Here is a 25,779-nt window from a genome sequence, read left to right on the forward strand (position 1 = left end):
AGTTTTGTGATCAAGTGCCTGGCGGGGTTTAACAATTAAAGAACTCAGGGCCACAGGGCATTTTCTTCGCTCTCAGTTCGTGGTGCCTGCTGAGTGCGTTGATTATCTTTTTCAACTTCATTTCGACCGGTATAAGTGACACTTATATTTTCCTCTTCCCTGCCTGCCCATAACGCTACGGTTTCAGTGTTGCCTGCACTTTCTGCAATATGGATTTGTGCTTGTACCTCAGGGTGTACTACGACATATGCAGATTGTGATTCAATTCTCATGGTTGTAAACGAGCGCGCCCTTATTTTATCGTTCTCGCCCTGGGCCAATAACCATGTCGTCTGATCGTCAGAACGTTGAAGGTTGCTCATCATGATGTTTCTTCCTGAACCACCGGAAAGATGCGCGGAGCCTGCTGGGCCACCATATAGCTTGTCATCGCCGTCTTGGCCATATAACTCTCCGCCCCCCGCGCCCAGCACTGCTGTATCGTCGCCATCCCCTAAGTAAACTTGAGCACTGCCACCGCCTGTTATGACGGTGTCGTTACCATCCCCTGTATTAATAGTCAGTGTTGCCTTGACTTGGGGCGCGATGGTAATTTTATCATTGCCCTCGTTAGTAAAAATGTGGATCTTTGCACTTCCACTGCTGCCATCTGAGTCCAGGAAAACAGATACACCATTTATAGTGGCGAGCACCCGACCGTCTTTCATGGATAAGTTGATGACGTCGTTTTCGCTTTCTGTGTGAATTTCTATTTTGTTTGCAGATCGATAGTTCTGGCCTGGGGTTTGCGGCTCTTGCCGCGGATAGGTTTTAATCCTTGTGTTGCCATAGTCCTCTACCTTAACTCTGATCTCACCATCAGTGTTTCGCGTCACGTAACTGTTTGTTGGTATTGCTGTGGTGTAATTAGATTGAGAGAGAGTAGAGATCATTAGGTGGGCCTCAGCGCTTTATTGAGTAAGATGATTACCTGTATGCACTGTGTGGACAGGTCAGCCGTGAGGGTTCCATGTTATATGTTGCTGGTTGCTTCTTAGATGTTAGCGCGTTACAGATTTTCCATGCCAAGTGTTCGTCGCGAATTGTTTCGCAACCTTGGATGTGAAGAATTAGTAACCGGTACTTATGATGGGATTTAGGAACGGTCGATCCCTATCAAAGGCAACCCGACACTGGTGATCTGGCTCCAGGGGCTGACCAAGTAGTTGAAGCCGAAGAAAAAGAAGTAGTTCTTTCAGGGAGACCGAGTTGGAGTCATCGCAGGCAAGCCAGTTCCCACATTTGACCGAGTTCCAAGGTTGGAATGCGTTCAAGTGTGGGAGCTGGCTTGCCTGCGAAAGCTATGCAGCAGGCGACAGACTTATCCCTGGCTGAACTGCGATGCCAGCTCGCGTAACAGCACTTCCGCATCCAGCACCTTGCCCACTACTTCCTCTGCCTTTTCCCGGCTCAAGCCCAAACGTTCGATCAGTGCGTCGGGTATCGCCTCATCCGGCCCGGAACCAATTCCACGACTGCGCAGCAAACGTACCGCCAAGCAAACCAGATTGGGATATTCAGCATATTGCCCGTCATAGGTCGGGTCGTGCTGAAAGCGCAGGGCGGTGGACAGTTCGTCCGGCATGTCCCAGTAGCGCATCAGCCAGGCGCCGATCTGCTCGCGGCTGATGCCCAGCAGGTGCTGCTCGACATAGCTGTGACACAGGTGCGGGTTGACCTCCAGGTGACGGCAGATCAGCGAGAAGTGCGGCGGGAACACATGGGCCAGCAGCAGGTAGCCGAAGTTGTGCAACAGGCCGGCCAGATAAGTCAGGCCAGCTTCCGGGCGCTGGGCGCGCGGCATGGCGCGGGTCAGGCCTTCGATGACGGCGGCGGTGTAGATCGACTGGTGCCAGTAAGGCGTGGACTGGTGTGGATGATCCTTGGGCAGGCTCAGGGTTTTGCCCAGGGCCAGGCCGAGTGCGAGGTTGATCACCAGATCAAAGCCCAGCACGCGCACGATGGCGTCTTCCACTGAACGAATCTTGCCCGGCGAGGCGTAGTACGGGGACGCTGCCCAGCTCACCACTTGGGCAGCGAGGGCCGGGTCGGTTTCGACGACGCTGGTAATGTCGTCGATGGTGGCGTTGGGGTCGACGCGCAGTTTGATGATTTTCTGCGCGGTGTCGGCCAGCGGCGGAATCTCGATGGTTGCTTCCAGGCGCTGCTGGATTCGGCGGGCGGTGAACGCCTGCATTGCCTGGGTGATTTCCTCGCGGTCATCGTTTGGGCGGTCGAGGTTGGGGCGGATGTTGCTCAGCGGCTCGCCGAAGTGCCCGGCGCTGGCCTTGGTGAGCATGCTCTTGAAATCGCTGCTGGCGATTTCCAGCAGCAGCCCGGCTTCACCGGAATGCACCAACAGGCTTGGCTCGCTGAGCAGGCTGCCTTCATACAGGCACGGCGAGCTGGTCAGTACCGGCAGGCCGGGCAACAGGCTCAAGTCGTGCTTGGCCAGCATGCGTTCGATGCGGTCCGGCGACACGGCCGTGAGACGGCGGCCGGTGAGTTCAGCCAGGCGGTTGAGGTCGAGCAACTGGCTCTGCGGGAACAGCACCATGAGTGCGCCCACGGCATCTTCCAGCAGTACCGCCTGGACCTTTCGTGCGGGATTCAGGCCGGCGTCTTCGGTCACTTCCGTGTAGGGGATGGCGAGCTTTGCGAGCAGAGCCCGAATGACCGGCGGGGCGGTCAGTGGGGCTGTGGCGAGGGCAACTTCTGACATGGCCTGATCCAATTTCGTACAGTCATCGAAGTATAACCAGCTTGATACAACTGTTGGTTGGATAAGTGAGTCAGGCGTCACACTTGGCCGTATTGCTGCCCATGCCTGAGCCAACGATCCAGCAAGGGGCTGACATGCTCGGGCCAGCGCTCCAGCAGCGCTTGCGCCGCATCACGCACGGCAGGCAGCAAGTCGGCATCGCGCATCAGGTCGGCGACCTTGAATTGCAGCAAGCCGGTCTGGCGTGTGCCGAGCATTTCGCCGGGGCCGCGCAGTTCCAGGTCTTTTTCGGCGATGATAAAACCGTCGTTGGTCTCGCGCATGATGCCCAGGCGCTGACGGCCGATCTGCGACAGCGGCGGGTGGTACAGCAGCACGCAGTGGCTGGCGGCGCTGCCCCGGCCGACACGGCCGCGCAGTTGGTGCAGTTGGGCCAGGCCCAGGCGCTCGGGGTTTTCGATGATCATCAGGCTGGCGTTGGGCACGTCCACGCCGACTTCAATCACGGTGGTAGCCACCAGCAGTTGCAGGTTGCCAGCTTTAAACTCGGCCATCACCGCGGCTTTTTCTGCAGGCTTCATGCGCCCGTGAATCAGCCCGACCTTCAGCTCGCCCAGGGCGCTGGTAAGGTCCTCAAACGTGGTCTCGGCGGCCTGGCAGGTCAGCTCTTCGGATTCTTCGATCAGCGTGCACACCCAGTACGCCTGGCGGCCTTCGGCGCAGGCGCCGCGCACGCGCTCGATCACTTCAACGCGGCGCGTGTCGGTGACCAGCACGGTGTTGACCGGCGTACGGCCGGGCGGCAGCTCATCGAGGATCGAAGTGTCGAGGTCGGCGTAGGCGCTCATCGCCAGGGTGCGTGGGATCGGTGTGGCGGTCATGATCAACTGGTGCGGATTCATCCGGCCGCCCACGCCTTTCTGGCGCAGGGCCAGGCGCTGTTGCACGCCGAAGCGGTGCTGTTCGTCGATGATCACCAGGGCGAGGTTCTTGAACTGCACTTCGTCCTGGAACAGCGCGTGGGTACCCACCACCATCGGTGCGCCACCCGCGATCTGTTCCAGCGCGGCGGCGCGGACCTTGCCCTTGAGCTTGCCGGCCAGCCACGCCACTTCCAGGCCCAAGGGTTCGAGCCAACGCTTGAAGGTGATGAAGTGCTGCTCGGCGAGGATTTCGGTAGGCGCCATCAGCGCCACCTGGTAACCGGCTTCCAATGCCTGCAAGGCGGCGAGGGCGGCGACCACGGTCTTGCCCGCACCCACATCGCCCTGGATCAACCGCAGCATGGGTTCGTGCTGGCTGAGGTCGTAGGCGATTTCATTACCTACGCGTTGCTGCGCGCCGGTGGGTGCAAAGCCAAGGTTGGCCAGGTATTGCGCAGGCAGCCGCGTGGCCTTGGGCATCGCCGGCGCGCGCAGGGAGCGCATGCTTTCGCGCAGGCGCTGCTGGGACAGTTGATGTGTCAGCAGTTCTTCGAAGGCCAGGCGATGCTGAGCCCAGTGATGGCCCAGTGCGAGTTCGTCGACGTCAGCGTCGGCGGGTGGGTTATGCAGGTAGCGAATCGCATCGTCCAGCGGCGCCAGTTGGTAGTCGCGCGCCAGCTCCAGAGGTAACCAGTCGGGCAGGCTTTTGGGGCCGAGCATCGTCAGCGTTTGCATGCACAGCTGGCGCAGGCGTTGCTGAGTCAGGCCTTCGGTCAGCGGGTAGATCGGCGTGAGCGTGGTGTCGACCGGTGGCGGCTCGTCACCCGTGATGGCACGGTACTCCGGGTGGTAGATTTCCAGGCCGGAGGCGCCGGGGCGTGCTTCGCCATAGCAACGCACGCGGGTACCGCGCTTGAGGCCGTCCTTTTGCGCGTTGCTGAAATGGTAGAAGCGCAGGCTCAGGCCGCCGGTGCCGTCCTGCAGGCGCACGACCAAACTGCGGCGCTTGCCCATCACCACGTCGGCGCCGCTGACGGTGCCTTCGACCACGGCATCCTGCCCAGGGCGCAAGTGCCCGATGGGCACGACGCGCGTGCGGTCCTGATAACGCAGGGGCAGGTGGAACAGCACATCCTGGAGGTTTTCCAGGCCGACCTTGGCCAACTTCTCGGCCATGGCTTCACCGACACCTTTAAGTGCCGTCACCGACACCTGCGACAGCTCAGTCATACGTCTACTTAGCTCGCAGCAGGCGGCTTGGCCACCGAACACAGCCGGATCGAGTCGGCCAGGATCTCAATGGCTTTGGGGCGTGGGAAACTGGCGCGCCAGGCAATCGCCACGGTACGGAACGGCACCGGCGGTGTGAGAGGGCGTACAGCGATTACGCCAGGGGCGTAGTGATGGCTGTCCACCGCCGACAGCGGCAGAATCGAAATGCCCAGGCCGGACGCAACCATGTGACGGATGGTTTCCAGGGAGCTGGATTCCACGGTGGTGTGTTTGGCGCCGTCGTTGCCCTTGGTCAGGGTTGGACAGGCTTCCAGTACCTGGTCGCGGAAGCAGTGGCCTTCGCCCAGCAGCAGCAGGCTCTTGTCGTTGAGCAGGCCGGCGTCGATGGTGTCTTTTTGCGTCCACGGGTGGGAGGCCGGCATCAGCACGTAGAACGGCTCATCGTAGAGTGGCAGGGTCAACACGTCTGCCTCGTTGAACGGCAGGGCGATGATGATCGCGTCCAACTCGCCATTGCGCAGTTTGTCGCGCAGTACGTGGGTGAAGTTTTCTTCGATATACAGCGGCATCTGCGGCGCAACGCGGTGCAGTTGCGGAATCAGGTGCGGGAACAGGTACGGGCCGACGGTGTAGATGGCGCCGACTTTGAGCGGTGCGGTCAGCTGGTTCTTGCCGGCCTGGGCCAGTTCGCGAATGCTTTGGGCTTGTTCCAGCACTTTTTGCGCCTGGGCGACGATACCTTCGCCCACTGGAGTCAGGCGCACGGCGCTCTTGCTGCGCTCGAAAATCAGCACACCGAGTTCGTCTTCAAGCTTTTTCACACCCACCGACAGCGTCGGCTGGCTGACATGGCAACGCTCGGCCGCGTGGCCGAAGTGCTGCTCTTGGGCGAGGGTCACGATGTAGCGTAATTCTGTAAGAGTCATAGCGGGCGTCCATGAGGTTGCGGGCCAAGCATACCGGCTGCAATCGATAGACGCACGTTATCAGAACTTTGATGGGGATTGAGCGGGGAATGTTGAGGATTTTGCTGAAGTGATGAAACCAAATGTGGGAGCTGGCTTGCCTGCGATAGGATCACCTCGGTATCACTTATAGACCAAGGTGTCTGCATCGCAGGCAAGCCAGCTCCCACACAAGCTGGTTCCCGTTTGCCGCTTACCGGCGGCGCTTCTCAATGTTGTAAACAAATGGCGCGACGATTTCGACGCTGCCGCCTTTCAGCATGTCGGCCGGTGGCTTGGGCAGTGGCTGGGCACGACGGATCATGTCCAGGGTCGCACGGTCCAGGTCGGCGTTGCCGGAGCGGCCCACCAGCTCGTAGGACAGCACATTGCCTTCGGCATCGACCACAAAGCGCAGGCGGTTCAAACCTTCCTTGCCGCGCTGTTGGGCACCTGGCGGGTACTTCTTGTACTTCTGCAGGTGCGCCAGCAGAGTGCCTTCCCAGGATGCTTTCGCCGCGATCTGTTGTGGCGATGGGCCAGGAACCGGTTGAGCCGATTTTTCAGCTGGCGCATTGTTCTGTGGCGATTCGCTCGGCGGCTCTTCGGAAGGTTTTTCCTTGGGCGGCTCGGGCTTCTTCTCCACCGGCTTGGGCGGCTGAGGTTTGGGTTTTGGCTTGACCGGCTTGGGCACCTGGATCGTCGGCTTGGGCGCCTCGGCCAGTTTCGGCAAAGGCAGCTCCTCCACGGGGGCAGGCGGCTGCGGCGGCGTGACAACCTTGGGCGGCGCCGGCGGTGGCGGTGCAGGCATCGGCGCCAGGTCGATGACCATGGCCGCCGGTGGCAACGTTACCGGGTGCGGCGCGGACCATTGGAGCGCGATGATGATCGCGACGGCATGCACGCCCAGCACGACGGCGAGGCTGGTGCCATAACGCGTCAGTTTGTGGCGCGTCGTGATCATTTCTTGGCTGCCGTCTCTAGTCCGACCAGGCCTACCTTGAGGTAGCCGGCTGCCCGCAGGGCATCCATCACGCTCATCAGGTCGCCGTAGTCCACGCCTTTGTCGGCCTGGAAGAAGATCGTCGTGTCTTTTTTACCTTGGGTCTTGGCGTCGAGCACCGGGCCCAGGGTTTCAGCTTTGACTTCTTCTTCGCCCAGGAACAGGCGTTGATCCGCCTTTACGCTGAGGAAAATCGGCTTCTCCGGCCGCGGCGCAGGCTTGGCGCTGGACGCGGGCAGGTCGACCTTGATATCCACGGTCGCCAGCGGCGCGGCCACCATGAAGATGATCAGCAGCACGAGCATTACGTCGATAAACGGCGTGACGTTGATTTCGTGGTTCTCGACGAGTTCGTCGTCGCCTTGATTCAAATGCAGGCCCATGGCCGATTACCCCACTTTCACCATGTGCGGTTGCGAGCTGCGCTCGGTAGGCAGGTGATCGAGGTCGCGGCTCACCAGCAGCAGGACTTCTGCCGACGCGTCCGATACCTGGGCCTTGTAGCCGGCAATCGAACGGGCGAAAACGTTGTAGATCACTACCGCAGGAATTGCCGCAACCAGGCCCAGCGCGGTTGCCAGCAGGGCTTCGGCAATGCCGGGAGCGACGACGGCGAGGTTGGTGGTTTGGGTTTTGGCGATGCCGATGAAGCTGTTCATGATGCCCCACACGGTGCCGAACAGGCCGACAAACGGTGCGGTGGAACCGATGGTAGCCAGCACGCCGGTGCCGCTGCTCATGTTACGGCCACAGGCTGCAACCAGGCGCTCGAGGCGGAAGCTGACGCGTTCCTTGATGCCTTCTTTTTCACGGGTATTGACCGACAGGCGCATTTCTTCCAGCGCGTCGTGTACCAGCAGGTTGGCCAGGGTGCCCTTCTTGGTCGCGGTGTCGCTGGCTTCCTTGAGGGTAGTGGCTTTTTTCAGGTGGACGATCTCAGTACGCAGGCGGCGCTTGGCGCCCAGCAGCTCGAAGCCCTTGGCGATCCAGATGGTCCAGGTGATGATCGAGGCGATGGCCAGGCCGATCATCACGGCTTTTACCACCACGTCAGCGTTCTGGTACATGCCCCAAGGCGACAGGTCGTGGGCCATGCCCAGGCTGTTGTCTTCTTCCAGTACTACACCGGTTTCGTCGGCCGGTGCGACGTCGCCTGCAGCCTGGGCCGGGTCGGTAGCAACCGGCGCAGCAACAGGAGCGGCTGGCGTGGCGCCAGTGTGCTCAGCAGCAGCCGGTGCAGCTGGGGCGGTGGCATCAGCGAAGGCGGCGGTCGGTGCCAGCAGTACGCTGAACAGCAGCGCAGCAATCGCACGCCAGGCGCGGGAAGGGCTGTGAAGCTTGGTTGGCGAAGCGGGGTTTGTATTACGTGTCATGCTGGCCGGACCTGAGAGGAAAAAATGAGTGATCGTCCTGCCAGACCCTTGGGGGTCGAGGACAAATGGGCGGTTATTATTGCAAGTAATTCTTGTTAACAGAAGTAATACAGTAACTTTATTTGTGCTTTTTCTGGCCGCTCGTCATCTGCGAAGGCTAATCTAGACCTTTGAGAACGGAGTTTTATGATGTCTGCGCCTTCTGTTGTGATTGCCGGTTGCGGCGATGTGGGTAGTCGGCTGGCCAGCCAATTGCTCGCCGCGAATTGGGAGGTTCATGGCCTGCGCCGTGATATTTCAAAGCTCCCCGATGGCGTGATCGGCATTGCCGGCGACCTGTTTAAAAAGGATTGCCCTGACACCTGGCCGATCGGCGGGGTGGATTACCTGGTGTATTGCGCAGCCGCCACCGACCACGATGAGGCCGGGTATCGAGCAGCGTATGTGCAAGGGTTGCAGCATGTGTTGGAGTGGCTGAGCGATTACGGCCAGGAGCCCAAGCACCTGCTGTTTGTTTCCAGCAGCAGTGTTTATGGCCAGCAGAACGGCGAATGGGTCGACGAAACGTCTGATACCAAGGCGACGGGCTACTCCGGCCAGGTGATGCTGGAAGCCGAGCAGGTGGCCCTCGATAGCGGCATCCCGGCGAGCATCGTGCGTTTGACCGGTATTTACGGCCCCGGTCGTGAATGGTTGCTGACCCAAGTGCGCCAAGGCTATCGCGTGGCAATCGATCCGCCTTTATATGGCAACCGGATTCACGCGGATGATGCGGCGGGTTTGCTGGCCTTTTTGCTGCGTCATGTAGAGCAGGGCGGCTCGCTGGACAAGGTCTACATCGGCGTCGACGACGCCCCGGCGCCATTGGCGGAGGTGGTCGGTTGGTTGCGTGAATACCTGGGCGTCACGGAGTGGGCGGATGACGCCAGCGTGCGGCGTGCGGGCAGTAAGCAGTGCAGTAATGCCCGGGCGAAGGCGTTGGGTTGGGTGCCGACCTACCCGAGTTATCGCGAAGGGTATGCGGCGATATTGAAAGGCTGAAACTCGGTCAAAAATGTGGGAGCGGGCTTGCTCGCGAATGCGGTGAATCAGTCGATGAATATGCTGGCTGACACACCGTATTCGCGAGCAAGCCCGCTCCCACATTGAGATATGTATTTTGCTGTTATTTCTTCTCAAGCAGCCATTGGCGCGGGCCGGGCGTGAACTGCGGCACCTCGTCAGCCAGGGCGGTGTTGATCGCTTGGTATATCGCCAGCTGCTTGCCCTTGCGCGTGAAGATCCACGGGTTGCCCTGGCCATTCAGTTGCAGCCAGATGCTGTCATAGCCGCCGCTCATGGAGGCGCAGTCGCCCGCCAGGCACAGTGAGTAGCGGTCGACGCCTGGCAGGCCGGCGACCTTGCCATCGGCCTGGAACTGCACCGTGGCGCCATCGCCGGTGCCGTCGGTAATCTTCCAGTCGCCGCCCATATAGGCTGCATACAGTGCCCGTTCGAAGTTGGCACCCAGTGGCGCGCCTTCCGGGGCGGGATCCTTGGCACGGGCGAACAACTGCTCGGGCTCGTTATCGTTGGCCACTTGCAGCAGTTGTTTGCCTTTGCGCTTGAGTTCGGTGGCGGAGCTGCCGTAGAACTCGACGTTCCAGGCGCCGGATTTATCGCCGAGCAACTTGCCTTCGGCGACTTCAAAACCGTTGTAGTAGCGCGCCTGCAAAGCCTTGGTGTTGACCTCCCATTCGAGGTTCGGGCCAAAACTCTGCAACGCTTCACGCAAAGGGCCGCCCTTGGCTGCCGCGTTGATGGCGGCCTGGTTGATCCAGGTGCCGCTTACATCCAGGTCGGCGGGGTTGCTGGCGCAGCCGCCGAGCAACAGGGCGAGCAACGAAGTGGCTACAAGCGCTTTGCGCATCATGAAATCCTTCTGAAACGAAGTCGGCGCAGCCTGTTGAGGCTGCGCCGGGTGTTTTACTCGATGACCAGAATTGCGTCCATCTCGACCTGTGCGCCCTTTGGCAGGGCTGCAACGCCGATGGCGGCGCGGGCTGGGTACGGCTGTTCGAAGTACTTGCCCATGATCTCGTTGACCTTGGCGAAGTGGCTCAGGTCGGTGAGGAAGATGTTCAGCTTGACGATGTCCTTGAACGAACCACCGGCGGCTTCGGCTACGGATTTCAGGTTTTCGAAGACTTGTACGGTTTGTGCTTCGAAGCCTTCAACCAGTTCCATGGTCTTAGGGTCCAGCGGGATCTGGCCGGACATGTAGACGGTGTTGCCGGCCTTGATCGCCTGGGAGTAAGTGCCAATGGCGGCCGGGGCTTTGTCGCTGGTGATAACAGTCTTGGTCATGAGTTGCTCCTTGTAAGAGAGGGGCTATGCACGCATGCGGGTGATGCGGATCACTCCGGTCAGGGCGCGCAGTTTCTTGATCACGCGGGCCAGGTGCACACGGTCGTGCACGCTGACCACCAGCTGGACCACGCTGATGCGGCCATCGCGTTCATCCATGCTGATTTTTTCGATGTTGCCGTCGGCCGCGTTGACGCTGCTGGCCAGCAAGGCGATCAGGCCGCGCTGGTGTTCCAGTTCCACGCGCAACTCGACGTTGAATTCGCCGGTCACGTCCTTGGCCCAGGAAAGCTGGATGCATTTTTCCGGGTTGTGGCGGATTTCGGTGATATTGCGGCAGTTGTCCAGATGCACCACCATGCCTTTGCCCGCCGACAAGTGGCCGACAATCGGGTCGCCCGGGATCGGCGTACAGCACTTGGCATAGCTGAGCACCAGGCCTTCGGTACCGCGAATCGCCAGCGGGCCTTCCGGGCTTGGCAACTGCTCGCCTTCGCCGAGCAAGCGGCGAGCTACGACGTAGGCCATGCGGTTGCCCAACCCGATATCTTCCAGCAGGTCTTCGATGGTTTCCTGGCGGTACTCATGGAGCATCGCTTGCACGCGCTCTGCCGGGATCTTGTCCAGAGCGCTGTCGAAACCGTTGAGGACCTTGTTCAGCAGGCGTTCGCCGAGGCTGATGGATTCGGAGCGGCGTTGCAACTTCAGGGCGTGGCGGATATGTGTCCGCGCTTTGCCGGTAACCACGAAGTTGAGCCAGGCCGGGTTCGGGCGCGCGCCGGGTGCACTGACAATCTCGACCGTGGAGCCGCTTTGCAGCGGTTCGGACAGCGGCGCGAGGCGACGGTTGATCCGGCAGGCGATGCAGCTGTTACCGACGTCGGTGTGCACCGCGTAGGCAAAGTCGACCGCCGTGGAGCCTTTGGGCAGCTCCATGATTCGGCCTTTGGGCGTGAATACGTAGACCTCGTCCGGAAACAGGTCGATCTTCACGCTTTCGATAAATTCCAGGGAGTTGCCAGCACGTTGCTGCATTTCCAACACGCCTTTGACCCACTGGCGAGCACGGGCGTGCGTGCCTTTTGGCTGTTCGTCGCCGCTGGACTTGTACAGCCAGTGGGCGGCGATGCCGTTGTTGGCCATCTCTTCCATTTCCCGCGTACGGATCTGGATCTCGATCGGCACCCCGTGCATACCGAACAGCGTGGTATGCAGCGACTGATAGCCGTTGGCCTTGGGAATGGCGATGTAATCCTTGAAGCGGCCCGGCAGGGGTTTGTACAAATTATGTACAGCGCCCAGCACGCGGTAGCAGGTGTCTACCTTGTCGACGATGATCCGGAACGCGTACACGTCCATGATCTCGTTGAAGGCCCGGCGCTTGCCGCGCATCTTCTTGTAGATGCCGTAGATGTGTTTTTGCCGGCCGCTGACTTCGCCTTCAATCTCGTCGATCGCCAGGCAGTGGCTCAGCGACTCTTCGATCTTGTTGACGATTTCCTTGCGGTTGCCGCGTGCGCGCTTGACTGCCTGGTAGATGCGCGCCGAGCGCATTGGGTGCATGGCCTTGAAACCGAGGTCTTCGAATTCGATACGAATGGCATGCATGCCCAGCCGGTTGGCGATGGGCGCGTAGATTTCCAGGGTTTCCTTGGCGATGCGCCGGCGTTTTTCGCCGGACAGCACTTCCAGCGTGCGCATGTTGTGCAGGCGGTCAGCCAGCTTGACCAGAATCACACGGATATCCCGCGCCATGGCCATGGCCATTTTCTGGAAGTTTTCTGCCTGGGCTTCGGCCTTGGTCTCGAAGTTCATCTGGGTCAGTTTGCTGACCCCATCGACCAGTTCGGCCACGGTTTCGCCAAATTGGGCGCTGAGCGCTTCCTTGGCGATGCCGGTGTCTTCGATCACGTCATGCAGCATCGCGGCCATCAGGCTCTGATGGTCCATGTGCATGTCGGCAAGAATATTTGCCACCGCAAGAGGATGCGTGACATACGCCTCGCCGCTTCGGCGGCGTTGGCCGTCGTGGGCTTGTTCGGCGTAGAAATACGCTCGGCGGACCAGGTTGACCTGGTCTGGGCCGAGGTAGGCCGATAAGCGATCGGCGAGGGCGTCTATGCTCGGCAAAGTATGAACTCCTGCCGTTGGCTGTGACCCCGCGCCGTGCTACGTCGACCAGGCATAGGCTTAGACGGCCTCGTTGGACTCGTCCTCGAACGCTGCAAACAGCGGTTCGTCTTCAACGATTTCAGCGTTGGCGATGAACTCGTAGCTCATCAGGCCTTCGGCGATTTCACGCAGGGCTACAACGGTAGGCTTGTCGTTTTCCCACTGGACCAGGGGCTCTTTGCCGCCGGTGGCCAGTTGACGGGCACGCTTGGTAGAGAGCATGACCAGCTCAAAGCGGTTATCCACGTGTTCTAGGCAGTCTTCAACGGTTACGCGGGCCATGGTATTCCTCGGAGCGAATGCAAGATGCGCGCTGCCCGGTTGGGCGAGCGGACTAAACAGTTTAAAAAATCACCAGCGTTTAGGGAAGCGCTGATTTTTCCCGCGCCCTCGCAAAACCGCTACAAGTGCCAATGTAAAGCCCTTGCAGCGGTTTTGGGAAGGGCCAATCAACCGAGCAGTTCGGCCAATAATTTGCCATAACGCTGCTGCTGACGCTTTTGCTGGAGCTGATTGGTGCGGAAAATCGCCTTCAAATCATCCAGTGCGTGGGCAAAAACGTCGTTGATGACCAGGTAGTCGTAGTCGACGTAGTGGCTCATTTCGCTAACGGCTTTGCGCATGCGGCCTTCGATGGTCTCGTCGCTGTCCTGGCCACGATTCTTCAGACGCTCGTGCAACGCCTCCAAAGACGGCGGCAGAATGAAGATCGAGCGCGCATTGGGCATCAGTTGGCGCACTTGCTCGGCACCTTGCCAGTCGATTTCCAGGATCAGGTCGTGGCCTTCGTCCAGCGTCTGCTGCAGATGGCTCCGCGACGTGCCATAGAGGTTGTCGTAGACTTCGGCGCGTTCCAGGAAGTCTCCGTGTTCGATCATCTTGACGAACTCAGTATGCTCGACGAAGTGATAGTGCACGCCGTTCACGTCACCTGGGCGCATGGCACGGGTGGTGTGAGAGACCGAAATGCGGATCTGATCGTCAGCGTCGGTCAGGGCTTTGACCAAACTGCTCTTGCCCGCGCCCGAAGGGGCGGAAATGATGTAAAGGGTGCCAGTGCTGTGGGTCATGGAATTTGCCTTACTCAATATTCTGTACTTGTTCGCGCATCTGCTCGATCAACACTTTGAGGTTGACCGCAGCCGTGGTGCTGCGCGGATCAAAGGCCTTGGAGCCCAGTGTATTGGCTTCGCGGTTGAGTTCCTGCATCAGGAAGTCCAGACGCCGACCGGCGGCACCAGCGGACTTGAGCACGCGGCGCACTTCAAGGATGTGGGTGCTCAGGCGGTCGAGTTCTTCGGCCACGTCGCTTTTCTGCGCCAGCAACACCATTTCCTGCTCCAGGCGCACGGGGTCGAGGTCGGCCTTCATGTCGGTGAAGCGGTCCAGAACCTTCTGACGCTGGGTAGCGAGCATCTGCGGTACCAGTTCGCGCAGGGTGACCACGTCTTCTTCAATTGAGGTCAGGCGCTCGTTGATCAGGCGGGCCAGTTCGGCGCCTTCGCGCTCGCGGCCGGCCTTGAGCTCCTTCAAGCCCTGGGTGAACAGGGCGAGGGCTTCGGCATTGAGGGCTTGCGGGTCGGTGGCATCGGCCACCAATACGCCGGGCCAGGCCAACACTTCCAGCGGGTTCAACGCGGCCGGCTGCTTGATCAGGCCGGCGATGGTTTCGGCGGCGGCTACCAGTTGCGCGGCACGGTCGCGGTCGACCTGCAGCGGCTTGCCGGTGGTTTCTTCGGTAAAGCGCAGGGTGCATTCCAGCTTGCCCCGGGAGATACCCTGGCGCAGCGCTTCACGCACCGCGCCTTCGAGGTCGCGGAACGACTCCGGCAGGCGCAGGTGCGGCTCCAGGTAACGGCTGTTGACCGAGCGCAGTTCCCAGCTCAGGGTGCCCTGGACGCCGGCTTTTTCGACGCGGGCGAAGGCGGTCATGCTGTGCACCATGGAAGTACCTCGCGATGCAGTCCCGCAAATACGGGCTGATGAGTAAGTTGGAGCCGACAGGCTGCGAAGGCGCAGGATTGTAGCGCAGTGGGGCGAGCGCGCCCAAACAATGGGCGCCGAGCAGGCCATTCGTAACCGAATTTTTTAGAAGTGCCCCGAAACGGTTCGCGGCTCTATAATGCTCGGCAGTTTTTCGTCCTTCGTACAGGTATCCCCTATGAAACGTCCAAGTGGTCGCGCTGCCGATCAGCTCCGCTCGATCCGCATTACCCGCAACTACACCAAACACGCCGAGGGATCTGTACTGGTCGAGTTTGGCGATACCAAAGTGATTTGCACCGTCAGCGTCGAAAACGGCGTGCCGCGTTTCCTCAAGGGCCAGGGCCAGGGTTGGTTGACTGCCGAGTACGGCATGCTGCCGCGCGCCACTGGCGAGCGTAACCAGCGTGAAGCCAGCCGTGGCAAGCAAGGCGGCCGCACCCTCGAAATCCAGCGCCTTATCGGCCGCTCGCTGCGCGCAGCCCTGGACATGTCCAAGCTGGGCGACGTGACCCTGTACGTCGACTGCGACGTCATCCAGGCTGACGGTGGCACCCGCACCGCCTCCATCACCGGCGCCATGGTGGCCCTGGTTGATGCGCTTAAAGTGATCAAGAAGCGCGGCGGCCTAAAAGGCGGCGACCCGCTCAAGCAGATGATCGCCGCTGTGTCGGTGGGCATGTATCAAGGCGAGCCTGTGCTGGACCTGGACTACCTGGAAGACTCGGCCGCCGAGACCGACCTGAACGTGGTGATGACCAGCACCGGTGGTTTCATCGAAGTGCAGGGCACCGCCGAAGGCGCGCCATTCCAGCCGGCCGACCTGAACGCCATGCTCGCCTTGGCCCAGAAAGGCATGACCGAAATCTTCGAACTGCAGAACGCCGCACTGGCCGACTAAGCCCGCCTCAAGGAGAAGCGCCATGAATGACAGCCAAATGCCGGTGCCTACGCCTTCCTACGAAGTGCGCCAGGGGGCCATGTTGTGTCATCTCTCGGCGTTTCTGGGGTTTGTGTTCCCCTTCGGCAGTGTCGTGGGGCCACTGATCCTGTGGCAGATGAAGAAAGAAGTGGACCCGTTCATTGACGATCAGGGCAAGGAAGCCCTGAACTTCCAGATCACCGTGGCCATCGCCTGGATGGCGTGCATCGTGCTGGCGTTCGCAGTTATCGGGTTTTTCCTGATGTTTGCCCTGGCGATTGCCACGGTGGTGCTGACTATCATCGGCAGCATCAAGGCCAACAAGGGGATAGCCTATCGCTACCCGTTGACCTGGCGAGTGGTCAAATAATGAACAGGCACAAAAAAACCGACAGTGATGTCGGTTTTTTTGTGCTTGGAAAAAGACCTTAGATGGTCAATGTCCAGTCGTAGTCCACGATCAGCGGCGCGTGCTGCGAAAAGCGCGGTTGACGCGGCAAGCGTGCGCTGCGGACAAACCGGCGCAGGCCGGGGGTCAGCAACTGGTAGTCGAAACGCCAGCCCAGGTTGAGCATCTCAGCCTGTTCGTTATCCGGCCACCAGCTGTACTGGTCGCCTTCACGGCTGACTTCGCGCAGGGCATCCACATAACCCATGTTGCCGACAATCTCGTCCATCCAGGCCCGTTCCGGCGCCAGGAAGCCCGGTGATTGCTGGCTGTCGCGCCAGTTCTTGATATCCAGCTTCTGTTGCGCCACGTACAGCGAGCCACAGTAAATGTACTCGCGACGTTTGCGTCGCTGTTTATCCAGGTAACGGGCGAAATCGTCCATTAGCTTGAACTTCTGGTTCAAGTCTTCATCGCCGTTCTGCCCCGAAGGGAGCAGCAAGGTCGCGATGCTGACCTTGTCGAAATCGGCTTGCAGGTAGCGCCCGTAGCGGTCGGCTGTCTCGAAGCCGAGGCCGCTGATGACCGCCTTGGGTTGCAACCGTGAGTACAAAGCCACGCCACCTTGGGCAGGGACTTCGGCATCACAGGCATAAAGGAAGTAGCCATCCAGTTGGAAGGCTGGGTCGTCCAGTTCAAAGGCGGAGGCGCGGGTGTCCTGCAGGCAGATGACGTCGGCATTCTGTGCTTGCAGCCAACTGAGCAAACCACGCTCGACTGCAGCCTGAATACCATTGACGTTCACACTGATGATCCGCATAAATGGCCCCAAAAATCGCGTGCGTGTATGATACACGCCGTCTACCTAATTAGCTAAATCCGTGGTATCTGAGGCTTTTTTCATGCAGGCGTATCAACGCGATTTCATTCGTTTTGCCATCGATCGCGGCGTTTTACGCTTCGGTGAGTTCACGTTGAAGTCTGGGCGCACCAGCCCTTACTTCTTCAATGCAGGCTTGTTCAACTCGGGTTCGGCCCTGGCTCAGCTGGGTCGTTTCTACGCGGCAGCCATCGTTGACAGCGGTATTTCCTTCGACGTGCTGTTCGGCCCAGCCTATAAGGGCATCCCTTTGGCGGCCGCGACCGCCGTGGCCCTGGCTGAACATCATGAGCTGGATTTGCCATGGTGCTTCAACCGCAAAGAGGCCAAGGCTCACGGCGAAGGCGGCAGCCTGGTCGGTGCTCCGCTAAAGGGCGACGTGCTGATCATCGACGACGTGATCACCGCCGGCACCGCCATCCGTGAAGTGATGCAGATCATTGCCTCGCAGGAAGGCGCCAAGGCCGCCGGCGTGCTGATCGCGCTGAACCGCCAGGAGCGCGGCAACGGTGAGTTGTCGGCAATCCAGGAAGTGGAGCGTGATTTCGGTATTCCGGTGGTGAGCATCGTGTCGCTGAACCAGGTGCTGCAATACCTGGAAGATGATGCGCAGCTCAAGCAGCATTTGCCGGCGGTGCGCGCGTACCGCGAGCAGTTCGGCGTCTGACACGCTAGCCCATGCGGGCTTGTGTGGGAGCGGGCTTGCTCGCGAATGCGGTGGGTCAGAAACATATACAGTGACTGACACTCCGCTTTCGCGAGCAAGCCCGCTCCCACATTTGGATCAAGTGCAAACAAAAAGGCCCCGCTCAATGTGATTGAGCGGGGCCTTTTGTTTTTGCCGTTTAAGGCCGCTTGCGGTTACTGATCAGCGTGCCCACACCGGTATCGGTGAAGATTTCCAGCAAAATCGCGTTCGGTACGCGGCCATCCAGGATCAGCGAACTGCCCACGCCGCCTTGCACGGCTTCCAGTGCGCAACGGATTTTGGGCAGCATGCCGCCGTAAATGGTGCCATCGGCGATCAGCTCGTCCACTTGTTGAGTGGTCAAGCCGGTCAACACCTTGCCTTCCTTGTCCATCAGGCCGGCGATGTTGGTCAGCAGCATCAGCTTCTCAGCCTTCAGCGCTTCAGCTACTTTGCCGGCCACCAGGTCGGCGTTGATGTTGTAGGACTCACCGTTAGCGCCCACGCCGATTGGCGCGATCACCGGGATGAAATCGCCCTTGACCAACAGGTTCAGCAAGTCGGTGTTGATGCCGATCACTTCGCCGACCTGGCCGATGTCGATGATTTCTGGAGTGGTCATCTCCGGTGTCATTCGCGTCACGGTCAGTTTCTTGGCCCTGATCAGTTCGGCATCTTTGCCGGTCAGGCCAATCGCGCTACCGCCGTGGCTATTGATCAAGTTGACAATGCTTTTGTTGACTTGACCGCCCAACACCATTTCGACCACGTCCATGGTTTGTGCATCGGTGACGCGCATGCCATCAATGAAGTGACTCTCGATGGACAGACGCTTGAGCAGGTCGCCGATTTGCGGCCCACCACCATGCACCACCACCGGGTTGATGCCCACTGCTTTCATCAGCACGACATTGCGCGCGAAGCCATTTTTCAGCTCTTCGTTCTCCATGGCATTGCCGCCGTACTTGATCACCAGCGTCTTGCCGACGTAGCGTCGAATGTAAGGCAACGCTTCGGACAGGACCTTGGCAGTATTGGCAGCGGCTTCGCGTTCGAGGGTCATTCAGGGCTCCGGTAAAAAATCAGAACGGTAATTGGAGATCAGGGGCAACACGTTTCAACTGGGCGTGGAACACGTCCTTGATGCGCTGCAACTCAGCCTCGGTATCCGCCTCGAAGCGCAGGACCAGCACCGGTGTGGTGTTGGACGCGCGAACCAGGCCCCAGCCTTTGGCGTAATCGACTCGCACACCATCAATGGTGGTCAGGTTGGCGCCTTCGCCCCATTGCGCATCGTGCAGTGCGTCAATGATGCTGAATTTGCTCTCCTCGGTCACATGTATATTGATCTCTGGCGTAGAAATATCATTCGGGAAGGTCTGAAACAGCTCCTGCGCCGTGGATTTTTCCTTACTGAGGATCTCCAGCAGGCGGGCGGCGCTGTAAATACCGTCGTCAAACCCGAACCAGCGCTCTTTGAAAAACACGTGGCCGCTCATTTCACCGGCCAACAGCGCGCCGGTTTCCTTCATTTTCTTTTTGATCAACGAATGACCTGTCTTCCACATTAGCGGGCGCCCGCCATATTCCTTGATCAGCGGCGTGAGGCGGCGGGTGCACTTCACGTCGAAGATGATTTCGGCGTTGGCGTTGCGCGCCACCACGTCACGGGCAAACAGCATCAGCAGGCGGTCGGCGAACACGTTTTCGCCAGTGTCGGTCACAACCCCAACACGGTCGCCATCCCCATCGAAAGCCAGGCCCACGTCGGCGCCGGTTTCCTTGACCTTGGCGATCAAGTCCACCAGGTTTTCCGGCTTGCCTGGGTCCGGGTGGTGGTTGGGGAAGTTGCCGTCAACGTCGCAGAACAGCGGGATCACTTCGCAGTCAAGGGCTTCGAGCAGTTGCGGAGCGATAACGCCGGCTGCGCCGTTGCCGCAGTCCACCACCACCTTCAGGCGGCGGGCGAGTTTGACGTCGCCAGTGATCTGGTCAGAGTAGCGTTGCAGAATGTCGACCTTGGTGACACTGCCTTTGCCGCTGGTCAGATCGTTGGTCTTGAGGCGATCGTGCAGGGCCTGGATCTGTTCATTGGCCAGGGTGTCACCGGCGATGACGATCTTGAAACCGTTGTAGTCCGACGGGTTATGACTGCCGGTGAGCATCACCCCGGATTTGCCGGCCAGTACGTTGGCTGCGTAGTAGAGCGCCGGTGTCGGCACCAGGCCGACGTCGCTGACGTGGCAACCGCTCTCAGCGAGGCCCTGGATCAGTTGTTCCACCAGCTCCGGGCCGGACAAGCGGCCATCGCGGCCTACCGAGACATTAGGCTCGCCCTGGGCCAGGCTCTGGGCGCCGATGGCGCGGCCGATCCAGTAGGCGGTTTCGGCGGTCAGGGTCTTGGGCACCACGCCACGAATGTCGTAGGCGCGGAAGATGCTGTCGGGGAATGTCGGGGCTACTCGGGCTGCGGTACTCATCGCGGGGGTGAACTCCATCTGAAGGGGGCAAAGCTGGCCTTAAAGTGGCTGACCGGCAGGCTCAAACTGAAGGGTATGACGGTGTTTTCGGCAGAGAGTTCGTGGTGCAAAAATGCCATCGGCGTGCTGACGCTGCTTGGGCGTTCGCGTAATGCATTGATTTCATTGTGGAAATCTCGCTGAATAAATCCGCACATTCTTCATCCTGAATAGCCATGCGGTGGCGTCTTGCCGGACAAGTGCGTCCGGCAAGGTTCAGCTTAGTCAGTGGCTGCCGGAATGCCCAAAACCACCTGCGCCGCGCTGAGTTTCGTCGAACTCCTGCACCAGTTCGAAGTGTGCCTGTACCACCGGTACCAGCACCAACTGGGCGATGCGCTCGCCGATAGCGATGTTGAATGCAGTGTTGCCACGATTCCAGCACGACACCATCAGTTCGCCCTGATAGTCCGAATCGATCAGGCCTACGAGGTTGCCCAGCACGATGCCGTGTTTGTGGCCCAGGCCCGAGCGCGGCAGGATCAATGCCGCCAGGCCCGGGTCGCCGACGTAGATCGACAGGCCGGTAGGGATGAGGATGGTCTGGCCCGGCTCCAGCACTGTGTCTTGCTTGAGCATGGCGCGCAGGTCCAGGCCGGCAGAGCCCGGCGTGGCATAGGCCGGCAGAGGAAATTCGTTGCCGATGCGGGGGTCGAGGATCTTGGCTTGCAAAGCGTGCATGTAAATTAAACCTGGTTCAGCCGTTGGGCGATAAATGAGATCAGCTGGCGGGCAATCTTGCCCTTGCTGGTCTGGGCGAAAAGGGTGGCGTGCAGCTCGCGGTCGATCACGCTGCAGGCGTTTTCCTCGCTGTTGAAGCCGATGCTCGGGTTGGCGACATCATTGGCAACGATCAGATCGAGGTTTTTGTCTTTCAACTTGCGTGCGGCGTAGTCCAGCAGGTGCTCGGTTTCGGCGGCAAAACCGACGCTGAAGGGGCGATCCGGGCGCGTGGCGATGGTGGCCAGGATGTCCGGGTTGCGCACCATTTGCAGGAGCAGGCCGTCGCCGCTTGTAGGGTCTTTCTTAAGCTTTTGCGGGGCGACAACTTCCGGGCGGTAGTCCGCAACCGCTGCCGAGGCGATAAACAGGTCGCAGGGAATGGCCGCTTCGCAGGCCGCCAGCATGTCGCGGGCGCTGACTACGTCGATTCGGGTGACCCGATCGGGGGTCGGCAAGTGCACCGGGCCGGTGATCAGGGTGACGCGTGCGCCTGCCTCGACCGCAGCTTCCGCCAAGGCAAAGCCCATTTTTCCTGAGCTATGGTTGGTGATGTAACGCACCGGGTCGATGTTTTCCTGGGTCGGGCCGGCGGTAATCAGCACATGTTTGCCCGTGAGTGCCAGGTGTTGAAAGCACTCGGCGGCGCACAGCGCGAGGTCGGTGGCTTCGAGCATGCGGCCCATGCCCACGTCGCCACAGGCCTGGCTGCCGGACGCCGGGCCAAACACTTTGAGGCCTCGGCTTTGCAGAAGCTGGGTGTTGGCCTGGGTGGCCGGGTCGCGCCACATGGCCTGGTTCATGGCCGGTGCGATGGCGACGGTGGCGTCGGTGGCCAGTACCAGAGTGGTCAGCAGGTCATCGGCAATGCCTTGGGCCAAGCGGGCGATCAGGTCGGCGGTGGCCGGGGCGATCAGCACCAGGTCGGCCCATTTGGCCAGCTCGATATGGCCCATGGCGGCTTCGGCCGCCGGGTCCAGCAGGTCCAGGTGAACCGGGTGGCCAGACAAGGCCTGCATGGTCAGCGGGGTGATGAACTCACTGCCACCACGGGTCATGACCACGCGCACTTCGGCGCCCTGGTCCAGGAGCCTGCGAACCAGTTCTGCGCTCTTGTAGGCGGCAATGCCGCCGCCGACGCCGAGAACGATGCGTTTCCGATACAGACGCTGCATTGGTTTGCCTTTCCAGTTCAGTGATGCCAGTTCAGTGACGCCTGCGATGCCCCCTCCCCAGGGGAAATCACATGCAAAAAAGAGGGCTTAAGATAACACAGCGACCGCCAGGCAACAGTGGCGCACGTGCAGAGGGAGGCGGGATGAGTATTCGCGATTGGCCTGTGGCGGAACGCCCACGGGAGAAGCTTTTGGAATGGGGCGCGGCGAGTCTTTCGGATGCCGAGTTGTTGGCGATCTTCCTGCGTACCGGGGTTTCCGGCAGAAGCGCGGTCGACCTGGCGCGCCACCTATTGGCGCAATTCGGTGGCCTGCGCCCGCTGTTGGAGGCCAGCCAGACGCTGTTCAGCCAGCAGTTGGGGTTGGGGCCGGCAAAATTTGCCCAGTTGCAGGCGGTGCTGGAAATGTCCAGGCAGCATATGGCCGAACGCTTGCGTGCCGACTCGGTGCTGGAAAGCCCGCTGGCCGTGCGCGAGTACCTCAAGGCCTTGCTGCGCCACGAACCCCACGAAATATTCGGCTGCCTGTTCCTTGACTCAAAGCATCGAGTGCTGGGCTTTGAGGCGCTATTTGAGGGCACCATCGACACGGCTATCGTTTATCCGCGACAAGTGGTCAAGCGCGCCCTCGCTTATAACGCGGCGGCGCTGATCCTGTGCCATAACCATCCGTCCGGCAGCGTCGAGCCGAGTGCGGCTGATCGAAAACTAACCAAAATCCTGCAAAAGGCTTTGGAGTCGGTGGATGTACGGGTGCTCGACCATATCATCGTGGGGGATGGCGACCCCTTGTCGATGGCGGAATACGGCTGGTTGTAGCCCCGCCCATGGGGCGGGGCGGGCACTCAAGGCTTGACGCTGACCTTGGAGAAATCCTGGCGCCCAAATGGGCTTACCTGGTAGCCGTCGATATTCTTGCGTGCCAGGGCGAACGCAGTGGGGTGCGCCAATGGCAGCCACAGGGCCTGTTGCTGAATCTGTGCCTGGGCCTGTTGGTAGAGCTTGCTGCGCACACCTTGTTCGCTGGTGGTCTTGCCGGCGCTGATCAGCTTGTCCAGGGCCGGGTCGCAATAACGGGCAAAGTTGGTGCCGGATTTTACCGCTGCGCACGAGAACTGCGGGGTGAGGAAGTTATCCGGGTCGCCGTTGTCGCCGGCCCAGCCCATGAACAACAGGTCATGTTCGCCGGCTTTGGCGCGGCGGATCAGTTCACCCCACTCGATCACGCGAATCTCGGCCTGGATGCCGACCTTGGCCAGATCCGCCTGCAACAGCTGCGCGCCGAGGTTGGGGTTGGGGTTCAGCAGGCTGCCGGTGGGGCGAGTCCATATCGTGGTCTTGAAGCCATTCTTGAGCCCGGCGCGCTCCAGCAGCGTCTTGGCCTTGGCGATGTCCTGTGGATAACCCGGCAAGTCCTTGGCGTAGCTCCAGGTATTGGGAGGGAAAATGCCGTTGGCCGCTTCGGCGGTGCCTTCAAATACCGCCTTGAGGTAGCTGCCTTTGTCGAAAGCCAGGTTGATCGCCTGGCGCACTTCGGGCTTGTCCAGCGGCGGGTGCTGGCTGTTGATCGCGACGAATGCGGTCATGAAGGCCGGGGTTTTTTCTACTTTGAGCGCGGGGTCTTTCTCTGCTTCACCCACATCCAGTGGCTTTGGCGACAGGGCGATCTGGCATTCATCGCGGTGCAGCTTTTGCAGGCGCACGTTGGCATCCGGGGTGATGGCGAAGATCAGGTTATCCACAGTCGGTTTGCCGGCAAAGTAATCCGGGTTGGCTTTATAGCGAACCACGGCGTCTTTCTGAAACCGTACAAACACGAACGGGCCGGTGCCGATGGGCTGGCTGTTGAGTTTTTCAGGCGTGCCGGCCTTGAGCAGCTTGTCGGCGTATTCGGCCGGGTAGATCGAAGCAAAACCCATGCTCAAGGCGGCGAGAAAGGTGGAGTCGGCGTGATCAAGGGTAAAACGCACGGTCAGCGGGTCGAGGGCGTCGATTTTCTTGACCAGTGTGGGCAATTGCAGCGATTGCGCATGCGGGAAGCCGCTCTGGGCGATCTTGTGCCATGGGTTGGCCGGGTCGAGCATGCGTTCAAAACTGAAGCGCACGTCTTCGGCGGTGAGGGTGCGGCTTGGGGTGAAATACTCGGTGCGATGGAATTTCACGTCCGGGTGCAGCTTGAAGGTGTACACCAGGCCATCGGGCGACACTTCCCAACTGTCCGCCAGGCTCGGCACCAGCTTGCCGGCGGTGGCGTCGTAGTCCACCAGGCGGTTCATCAGCACGTCGGCCGAGGCATTGGTGGTGGTCAGCGAGTTGTACTGCACCACATCGAACCCTTCGGGGCTGGCCTCGGTGCAAACGCTCAGGTTGGTGGCCGCAGAGGCCAGCGGCGCGATGAATAGAGGGGCGAGCAATAGCGGTAGGGCAGCGAGGCGCATATTCGGTTTCCTTTGCAGATCGAAGGCCCATCTGCGAGTGCAGTCTGGAAAAAGCCTACCGTAGTGGTCTGTTTGATAAATGACTAGCCCATTTTTGCCTGTGCTTTTGGTGCAAATGCTGTTTTGATGGCGCCTCAGCGCGTTTGGCCTTGCACTTTTGTGTGCCGACGGGCGCGGTAAATCATTCTGTGCGACGAGTGGTCGGCTGTTACAGCGGCCCCTCCTGGCAACGGTTCGGGCGTCTATTGCCAAGATTTACGCCGGTAAAAACACACGGGCTGTTGTTGCATTGGGGTCTTTCTGGTATAAAGCAGCGCTCTTTTCTAGGGGCCCGGTTCCTTCACTGTAGGTGTAGCCGGTAAGACCCTTAAAGAAACGCGGCGCCTGGCGCCAAATGACTGAGAGATTAAGCGGCCAACCCATGCCGGGTTGGGCATGTGGTTTTAGAGGGCTGAGGCATGTCGAGAGTCTGTCAAGTTACCGGTAAGGGTCCGGTGACTGGGAATAACATTTCCCACGCAAATAACAAAACCCGTCGTCGTTTCCTGCCGAACCTGCAGCATCACCGCTTCTGGGTTGAAGAAGAGAAACGTTTTGTTCGCCTGCGTGTATCTGCCAAAGGCATGCGTATCATCGACAAGCGTGGCATCACTGTCGTGCTGGCCGAAATCCGCGCCGCCGGCAAGATCTAAGGAGCTCTATCATGCGTGAATTGATTCGAATGATCTCTAGCGCCGGTACTGGTCACTTCTACACTACCGACAAGAACAAGCGTACTACCCCGGACAAGCTCGAAAAGAAAATGTTCGACCCGCGCGTTCGCAAGCACGTGATCTACAAAGAAGGCAAAATCAAGTAATTGATTTTCTTCCTTGTGAAAAAAAGCCCGTCTCTCACGAGACGGGCTTTTTTTTGCCTGAAATGTGCTGATCAGGCTTTCTGCTCGAACACCACGTAGATCTTGCGGCACGGCTCCAGCACTTCCCAGGTGCCGCTGAACCCGGCAGGTATCACGAAGCGGTCGCCGGCACGCAAGGTTTTGGCGTTGCCCTCGGCATCACGCAGCACCGAAACCCCCTGCACAATCTCGCAATACTCATGCTCGCTGTAATTGACCTTCCACTGCCCGACTTCGCCTTCCCATACGCCAGCGCTCATCTGGCCGCACGGGCTGTTGTAGTGGTTGTAGAGGGTTTGCTCGGGGTCGCCCTTGAGGATTTTTTCGGCGGCCGGGCGGTAGCGGTCCGGGGTGGTGCTGGCTTGGCTGAAGTCGACGATATCCTGGATGCTCATGTGCGTGTCCCGTCTGGCC

General features: G+C 60.0%; 26 protein-coding genes and 2 pseudogenes. 8 read left to right on the top strand and 20 right to left on the bottom strand.

The window, feature by feature from the left end:
• Positions 1-44 precede the first annotated feature (44 nt).
• Positions 45-932 (bottom strand): calcium-binding protein, encoded by an 888-nt coding sequence (locus FFI16_RS27430; RefSeq protein ID WP_138813297.1) that lies wholly within the window; start codon positions 930-932, stop codon positions 45-47.
• Positions 933-1,139: 207 nt separating this feature from the next.
• On the opposite strand from FFI16_RS27430, the pseudogene FFI16_RS27435 reads away from it, so the two are divergent.
• Positions 1,140-1,205: pseudogene (locus FFI16_RS27435) on the top strand (helicase); the annotation flags it as partial.
• Between the two features lie 155 nt (positions 1,206-1,360).
• On the opposite strand, the gene FFI16_RS27440 reads toward FFI16_RS27435, so the two are convergent.
• The 6 genes from FFI16_RS27440 to exbB form a co-directional block, all read right to left on the bottom strand.
• Positions 1,361-2,761: an aminoacyl-tRNA deacylase and HDOD domain-containing protein gene (locus tag FFI16_RS27440; protein WP_138813298.1), complete on the bottom strand. Its 1,401-nt coding sequence runs from the start codon at positions 2,759-2,761 to the stop codon at positions 1,361-1,363.
• A 77-nt stretch (positions 2,762-2,838) separates the two neighbouring features.
• A complete protein-coding gene (gene recG / locus FFI16_RS27445) occupies positions 2,839-4,914 on the bottom strand; it encodes an ATP-dependent DNA helicase RecG (protein ID WP_138813299.1) in 2,076 nt (691 codons plus the stop codon).
• A gap of 8 nt (positions 4,915-4,922) precedes the next feature.
• Complete coding sequence (locus FFI16_RS27450; protein WP_003213305.1) at positions 4,923-5,843, bottom strand: hydrogen peroxide-inducible genes activator; 921 nt, start codon at positions 5,841-5,843, stop codon at positions 4,923-4,925.
• Between the two features lie 232 nt (positions 5,844-6,075).
• Positions 6,076-6,825: an energy transducer TonB gene (locus tag FFI16_RS27460; RefSeq protein ID WP_138813301.1), complete on the bottom strand. Its 750-nt coding sequence runs from the start codon at positions 6,823-6,825 to the stop codon at positions 6,076-6,078.
• Entirely contained in the window at positions 6,822-7,247 is a 426-nt protein-coding gene (gene exbD / locus FFI16_RS27465) for a TonB system transport protein ExbD (RefSeq protein WP_003195519.1), read from the bottom strand. Before exbD ends, FFI16_RS27460 begins: the two co-directional genes overlap by 4 nt.
• Before the next feature lie 6 nt (positions 7,248-7,253).
• Positions 7,254-8,237, bottom strand: a complete 984-nt coding sequence (exbB, locus tag FFI16_RS27470; protein ID WP_138813302.1) for a tonB-system energizer ExbB — start codon at positions 8,235-8,237, stop codon at positions 7,254-7,256.
• A gap of 189 nt (positions 8,238-8,426) precedes the next feature.
• Here exbB and FFI16_RS27475 point away from each other — a divergent pair, with 189 nt between their 5' ends.
• Positions 8,427-9,278 carry an SDR family oxidoreductase gene (locus FFI16_RS27475; protein WP_138813303.1) on the top strand — a complete coding sequence of 284 codons (852 nt, stop codon included), beginning with the start codon at positions 8,427-8,429 and terminating at the stop codon, positions 9,276-9,278.
• 124 nt (positions 9,279-9,402) lie between these two features.
• Here the strand turns inward: FFI16_RS27475 and FFI16_RS27480 are convergent, their stop codons facing one another.
• The 6 genes from FFI16_RS27480 to FFI16_RS27505 form a co-directional block, all read right to left on the bottom strand.
• On the bottom strand, positions 9,403-10,146 hold the full coding sequence (locus FFI16_RS27480; RefSeq protein ID WP_138813304.1) for a hypothetical protein: 744 nt from the start codon (positions 10,144-10,146) through the stop codon (positions 9,403-9,405).
• A 56-nt stretch (positions 10,147-10,202) separates the two neighbouring features.
• Positions 10,203-10,583, bottom strand: coding sequence for a RidA family protein (locus FFI16_RS27485; protein WP_003176922.1), 381 nt, complete (start codon positions 10,581-10,583; stop codon positions 10,203-10,205).
• Positions 10,584-10,607: 24 nt separating this feature from the next.
• Positions 10,608-12,713, bottom strand: coding sequence for a bifunctional GTP diphosphokinase/guanosine-3',5'-bis pyrophosphate 3'-pyrophosphohydrolase (gene spoT / locus FFI16_RS27490; protein WP_056860838.1), 2,106 nt, complete (start codon positions 12,711-12,713; stop codon positions 10,608-10,610).
• A gap of 60 nt (positions 12,714-12,773) precedes the next feature.
• A complete protein-coding gene (gene rpoZ, locus FFI16_RS27495) occupies positions 12,774-13,037 on the bottom strand; it encodes a DNA-directed RNA polymerase subunit omega (protein ID WP_003176920.1) in 264 nt (87 codons plus the stop codon).
• A 167-nt stretch (positions 13,038-13,204) separates the two neighbouring features.
• The gene (gmk, locus tag FFI16_RS27500; RefSeq protein ID WP_138813305.1) at positions 13,205-13,825 is read right to left on the bottom strand and encodes a guanylate kinase; all 621 of its coding nucleotides are present in this window, start codon (positions 13,823-13,825) and stop codon (positions 13,205-13,207) included.
• Between the two features lie 10 nt (positions 13,826-13,835).
• On the bottom strand, positions 13,836-14,699 hold the full coding sequence (locus FFI16_RS27505) for a YicC/YloC family endoribonuclease (RefSeq protein WP_056860836.1): 864 nt from the start codon (positions 14,697-14,699) through the stop codon (positions 13,836-13,838).
• A gap of 217 nt (positions 14,700-14,916) precedes the next feature.
• Here FFI16_RS27505 and rph point away from each other — a divergent pair, with 217 nt between their 5' ends.
• Positions 14,917-15,639 carry a ribonuclease PH gene (gene rph, locus FFI16_RS27510; protein WP_003213280.1) on the top strand — a complete coding sequence of 241 codons (723 nt, stop codon included), beginning with the start codon at positions 14,917-14,919 and terminating at the stop codon, positions 15,637-15,639.
• A gap of 22 nt (positions 15,640-15,661) precedes the next feature.
• Positions 15,662-16,030 carry a DUF4870 domain-containing protein gene (locus tag FFI16_RS27515; RefSeq protein WP_138813306.1) on the top strand — a complete coding sequence of 123 codons (369 nt, stop codon included), beginning with the start codon at positions 15,662-15,664 and terminating at the stop codon, positions 16,028-16,030.
• 58 nt (positions 16,031-16,088) lie between these two features.
• On the opposite strand, the gene FFI16_RS27520 is transcribed toward FFI16_RS27515, so the two are convergent.
• Complete coding sequence (locus FFI16_RS27520; RefSeq protein WP_003176915.1) at positions 16,089-16,868, bottom strand: exodeoxyribonuclease III; 780 nt, start codon at positions 16,866-16,868, stop codon at positions 16,089-16,091.
• A gap of 82 nt (positions 16,869-16,950) precedes the next feature.
• Between FFI16_RS27520 and pyrE the strand changes: the two genes are divergently transcribed.
• A complete protein-coding gene (gene pyrE / locus FFI16_RS27525; protein WP_017135848.1) occupies positions 16,951-17,595 on the top strand; it encodes an orotate phosphoribosyltransferase in 645 nt (214 codons plus the stop codon).
• Positions 17,596-17,773: 178 nt separating this feature from the next.
• Here the strand turns inward: pyrE and argB are convergent, their stop codons facing one another.
• From argB to coaBC, 4 genes and pseudogenes are all read right to left on the bottom strand, one after another.
• On the bottom strand, positions 17,774-18,679 hold the full coding sequence (gene argB / locus FFI16_RS27530; RefSeq protein ID WP_138813307.1) for an acetylglutamate kinase: 906 nt from the start codon (positions 18,677-18,679) through the stop codon (positions 17,774-17,776).
• 19 nt (positions 18,680-18,698) lie between these two features.
• Positions 18,699-20,120 (bottom strand): annotated as a pseudogene (locus tag FFI16_RS27535) (phosphomannomutase/phosphoglucomutase); the annotation flags it as partial.
• Between the two features lie 240 nt (positions 20,121-20,360).
• Positions 20,361-20,816 carry a dUTP diphosphatase gene (dut, locus tag FFI16_RS27545; protein WP_138813310.1) on the bottom strand — a complete coding sequence of 152 codons (456 nt, stop codon included), beginning with the start codon at positions 20,814-20,816 and terminating at the stop codon, positions 20,361-20,363.
• Positions 20,817-20,821: 5 nt separating this feature from the next.
• Entirely contained in the window at positions 20,822-22,030 is a 1,209-nt protein-coding gene (coaBC, locus tag FFI16_RS27550; protein ID WP_015886530.1) for a bifunctional phosphopantothenoylcysteine decarboxylase/phosphopantothenate--cysteine ligase CoaBC, read from the bottom strand.
• Between the two features lie 143 nt (positions 22,031-22,173).
• Here coaBC and radC point away from each other — a divergent pair, with 143 nt between their 5' ends.
• Positions 22,174-22,848 carry a DNA repair protein RadC gene (gene radC / locus FFI16_RS27555; protein WP_138813311.1) on the top strand — a complete coding sequence of 225 codons (675 nt, stop codon included), beginning with the start codon at positions 22,174-22,176 and terminating at the stop codon, positions 22,846-22,848.
• A 26-nt stretch (positions 22,849-22,874) separates the two neighbouring features.
• On the opposite strand, the gene FFI16_RS27560 is transcribed toward radC, so the two are convergent.
• Positions 22,875-24,467, bottom strand: coding sequence for an ABC transporter substrate-binding protein (locus tag FFI16_RS27560; RefSeq protein WP_138813312.1), 1,593 nt, complete (start codon positions 24,465-24,467; stop codon positions 22,875-22,877).
• A gap of 458 nt (positions 24,468-24,925) precedes the next feature.
• On the opposite strand from FFI16_RS27560, the gene rpmB reads away from it, so the two are divergent.
• Together rpmB and rpmG are read left to right on the top strand one after the other, a co-directional pair.
• Positions 24,926-25,159: a 50S ribosomal protein L28 gene (gene rpmB / locus FFI16_RS27565; RefSeq protein WP_003176907.1), complete on the top strand. Its 234-nt coding sequence runs from the start codon at positions 24,926-24,928 to the stop codon at positions 25,157-25,159.
• Between the two features lie 11 nt (positions 25,160-25,170).
• The gene (gene rpmG, locus FFI16_RS27570; RefSeq protein ID WP_003176906.1) at positions 25,171-25,326 is read left to right on the top strand and encodes a 50S ribosomal protein L33; all 156 of its coding nucleotides are present in this window, start codon (positions 25,171-25,173) and stop codon (positions 25,324-25,326) included.
• A 71-nt stretch (positions 25,327-25,397) separates the two neighbouring features.
• Here the strand turns inward: rpmG and FFI16_RS27575 are convergent, their stop codons facing one another.
• Positions 25,398-25,760, bottom strand: coding sequence for a cupin domain-containing protein (locus FFI16_RS27575; RefSeq protein ID WP_138813313.1), 363 nt, complete (start codon positions 25,758-25,760; stop codon positions 25,398-25,400).
• Positions 25,761-25,779: the final 19 nt, after the last annotated feature.

It is taken from the genome of Pseudomonas sp. KBS0710 (assembly GCF_005938045.2).
GTDB lineage: Bacteria > Pseudomonadota > Gammaproteobacteria > Pseudomonadales > Pseudomonadaceae > Aquipseudomonas.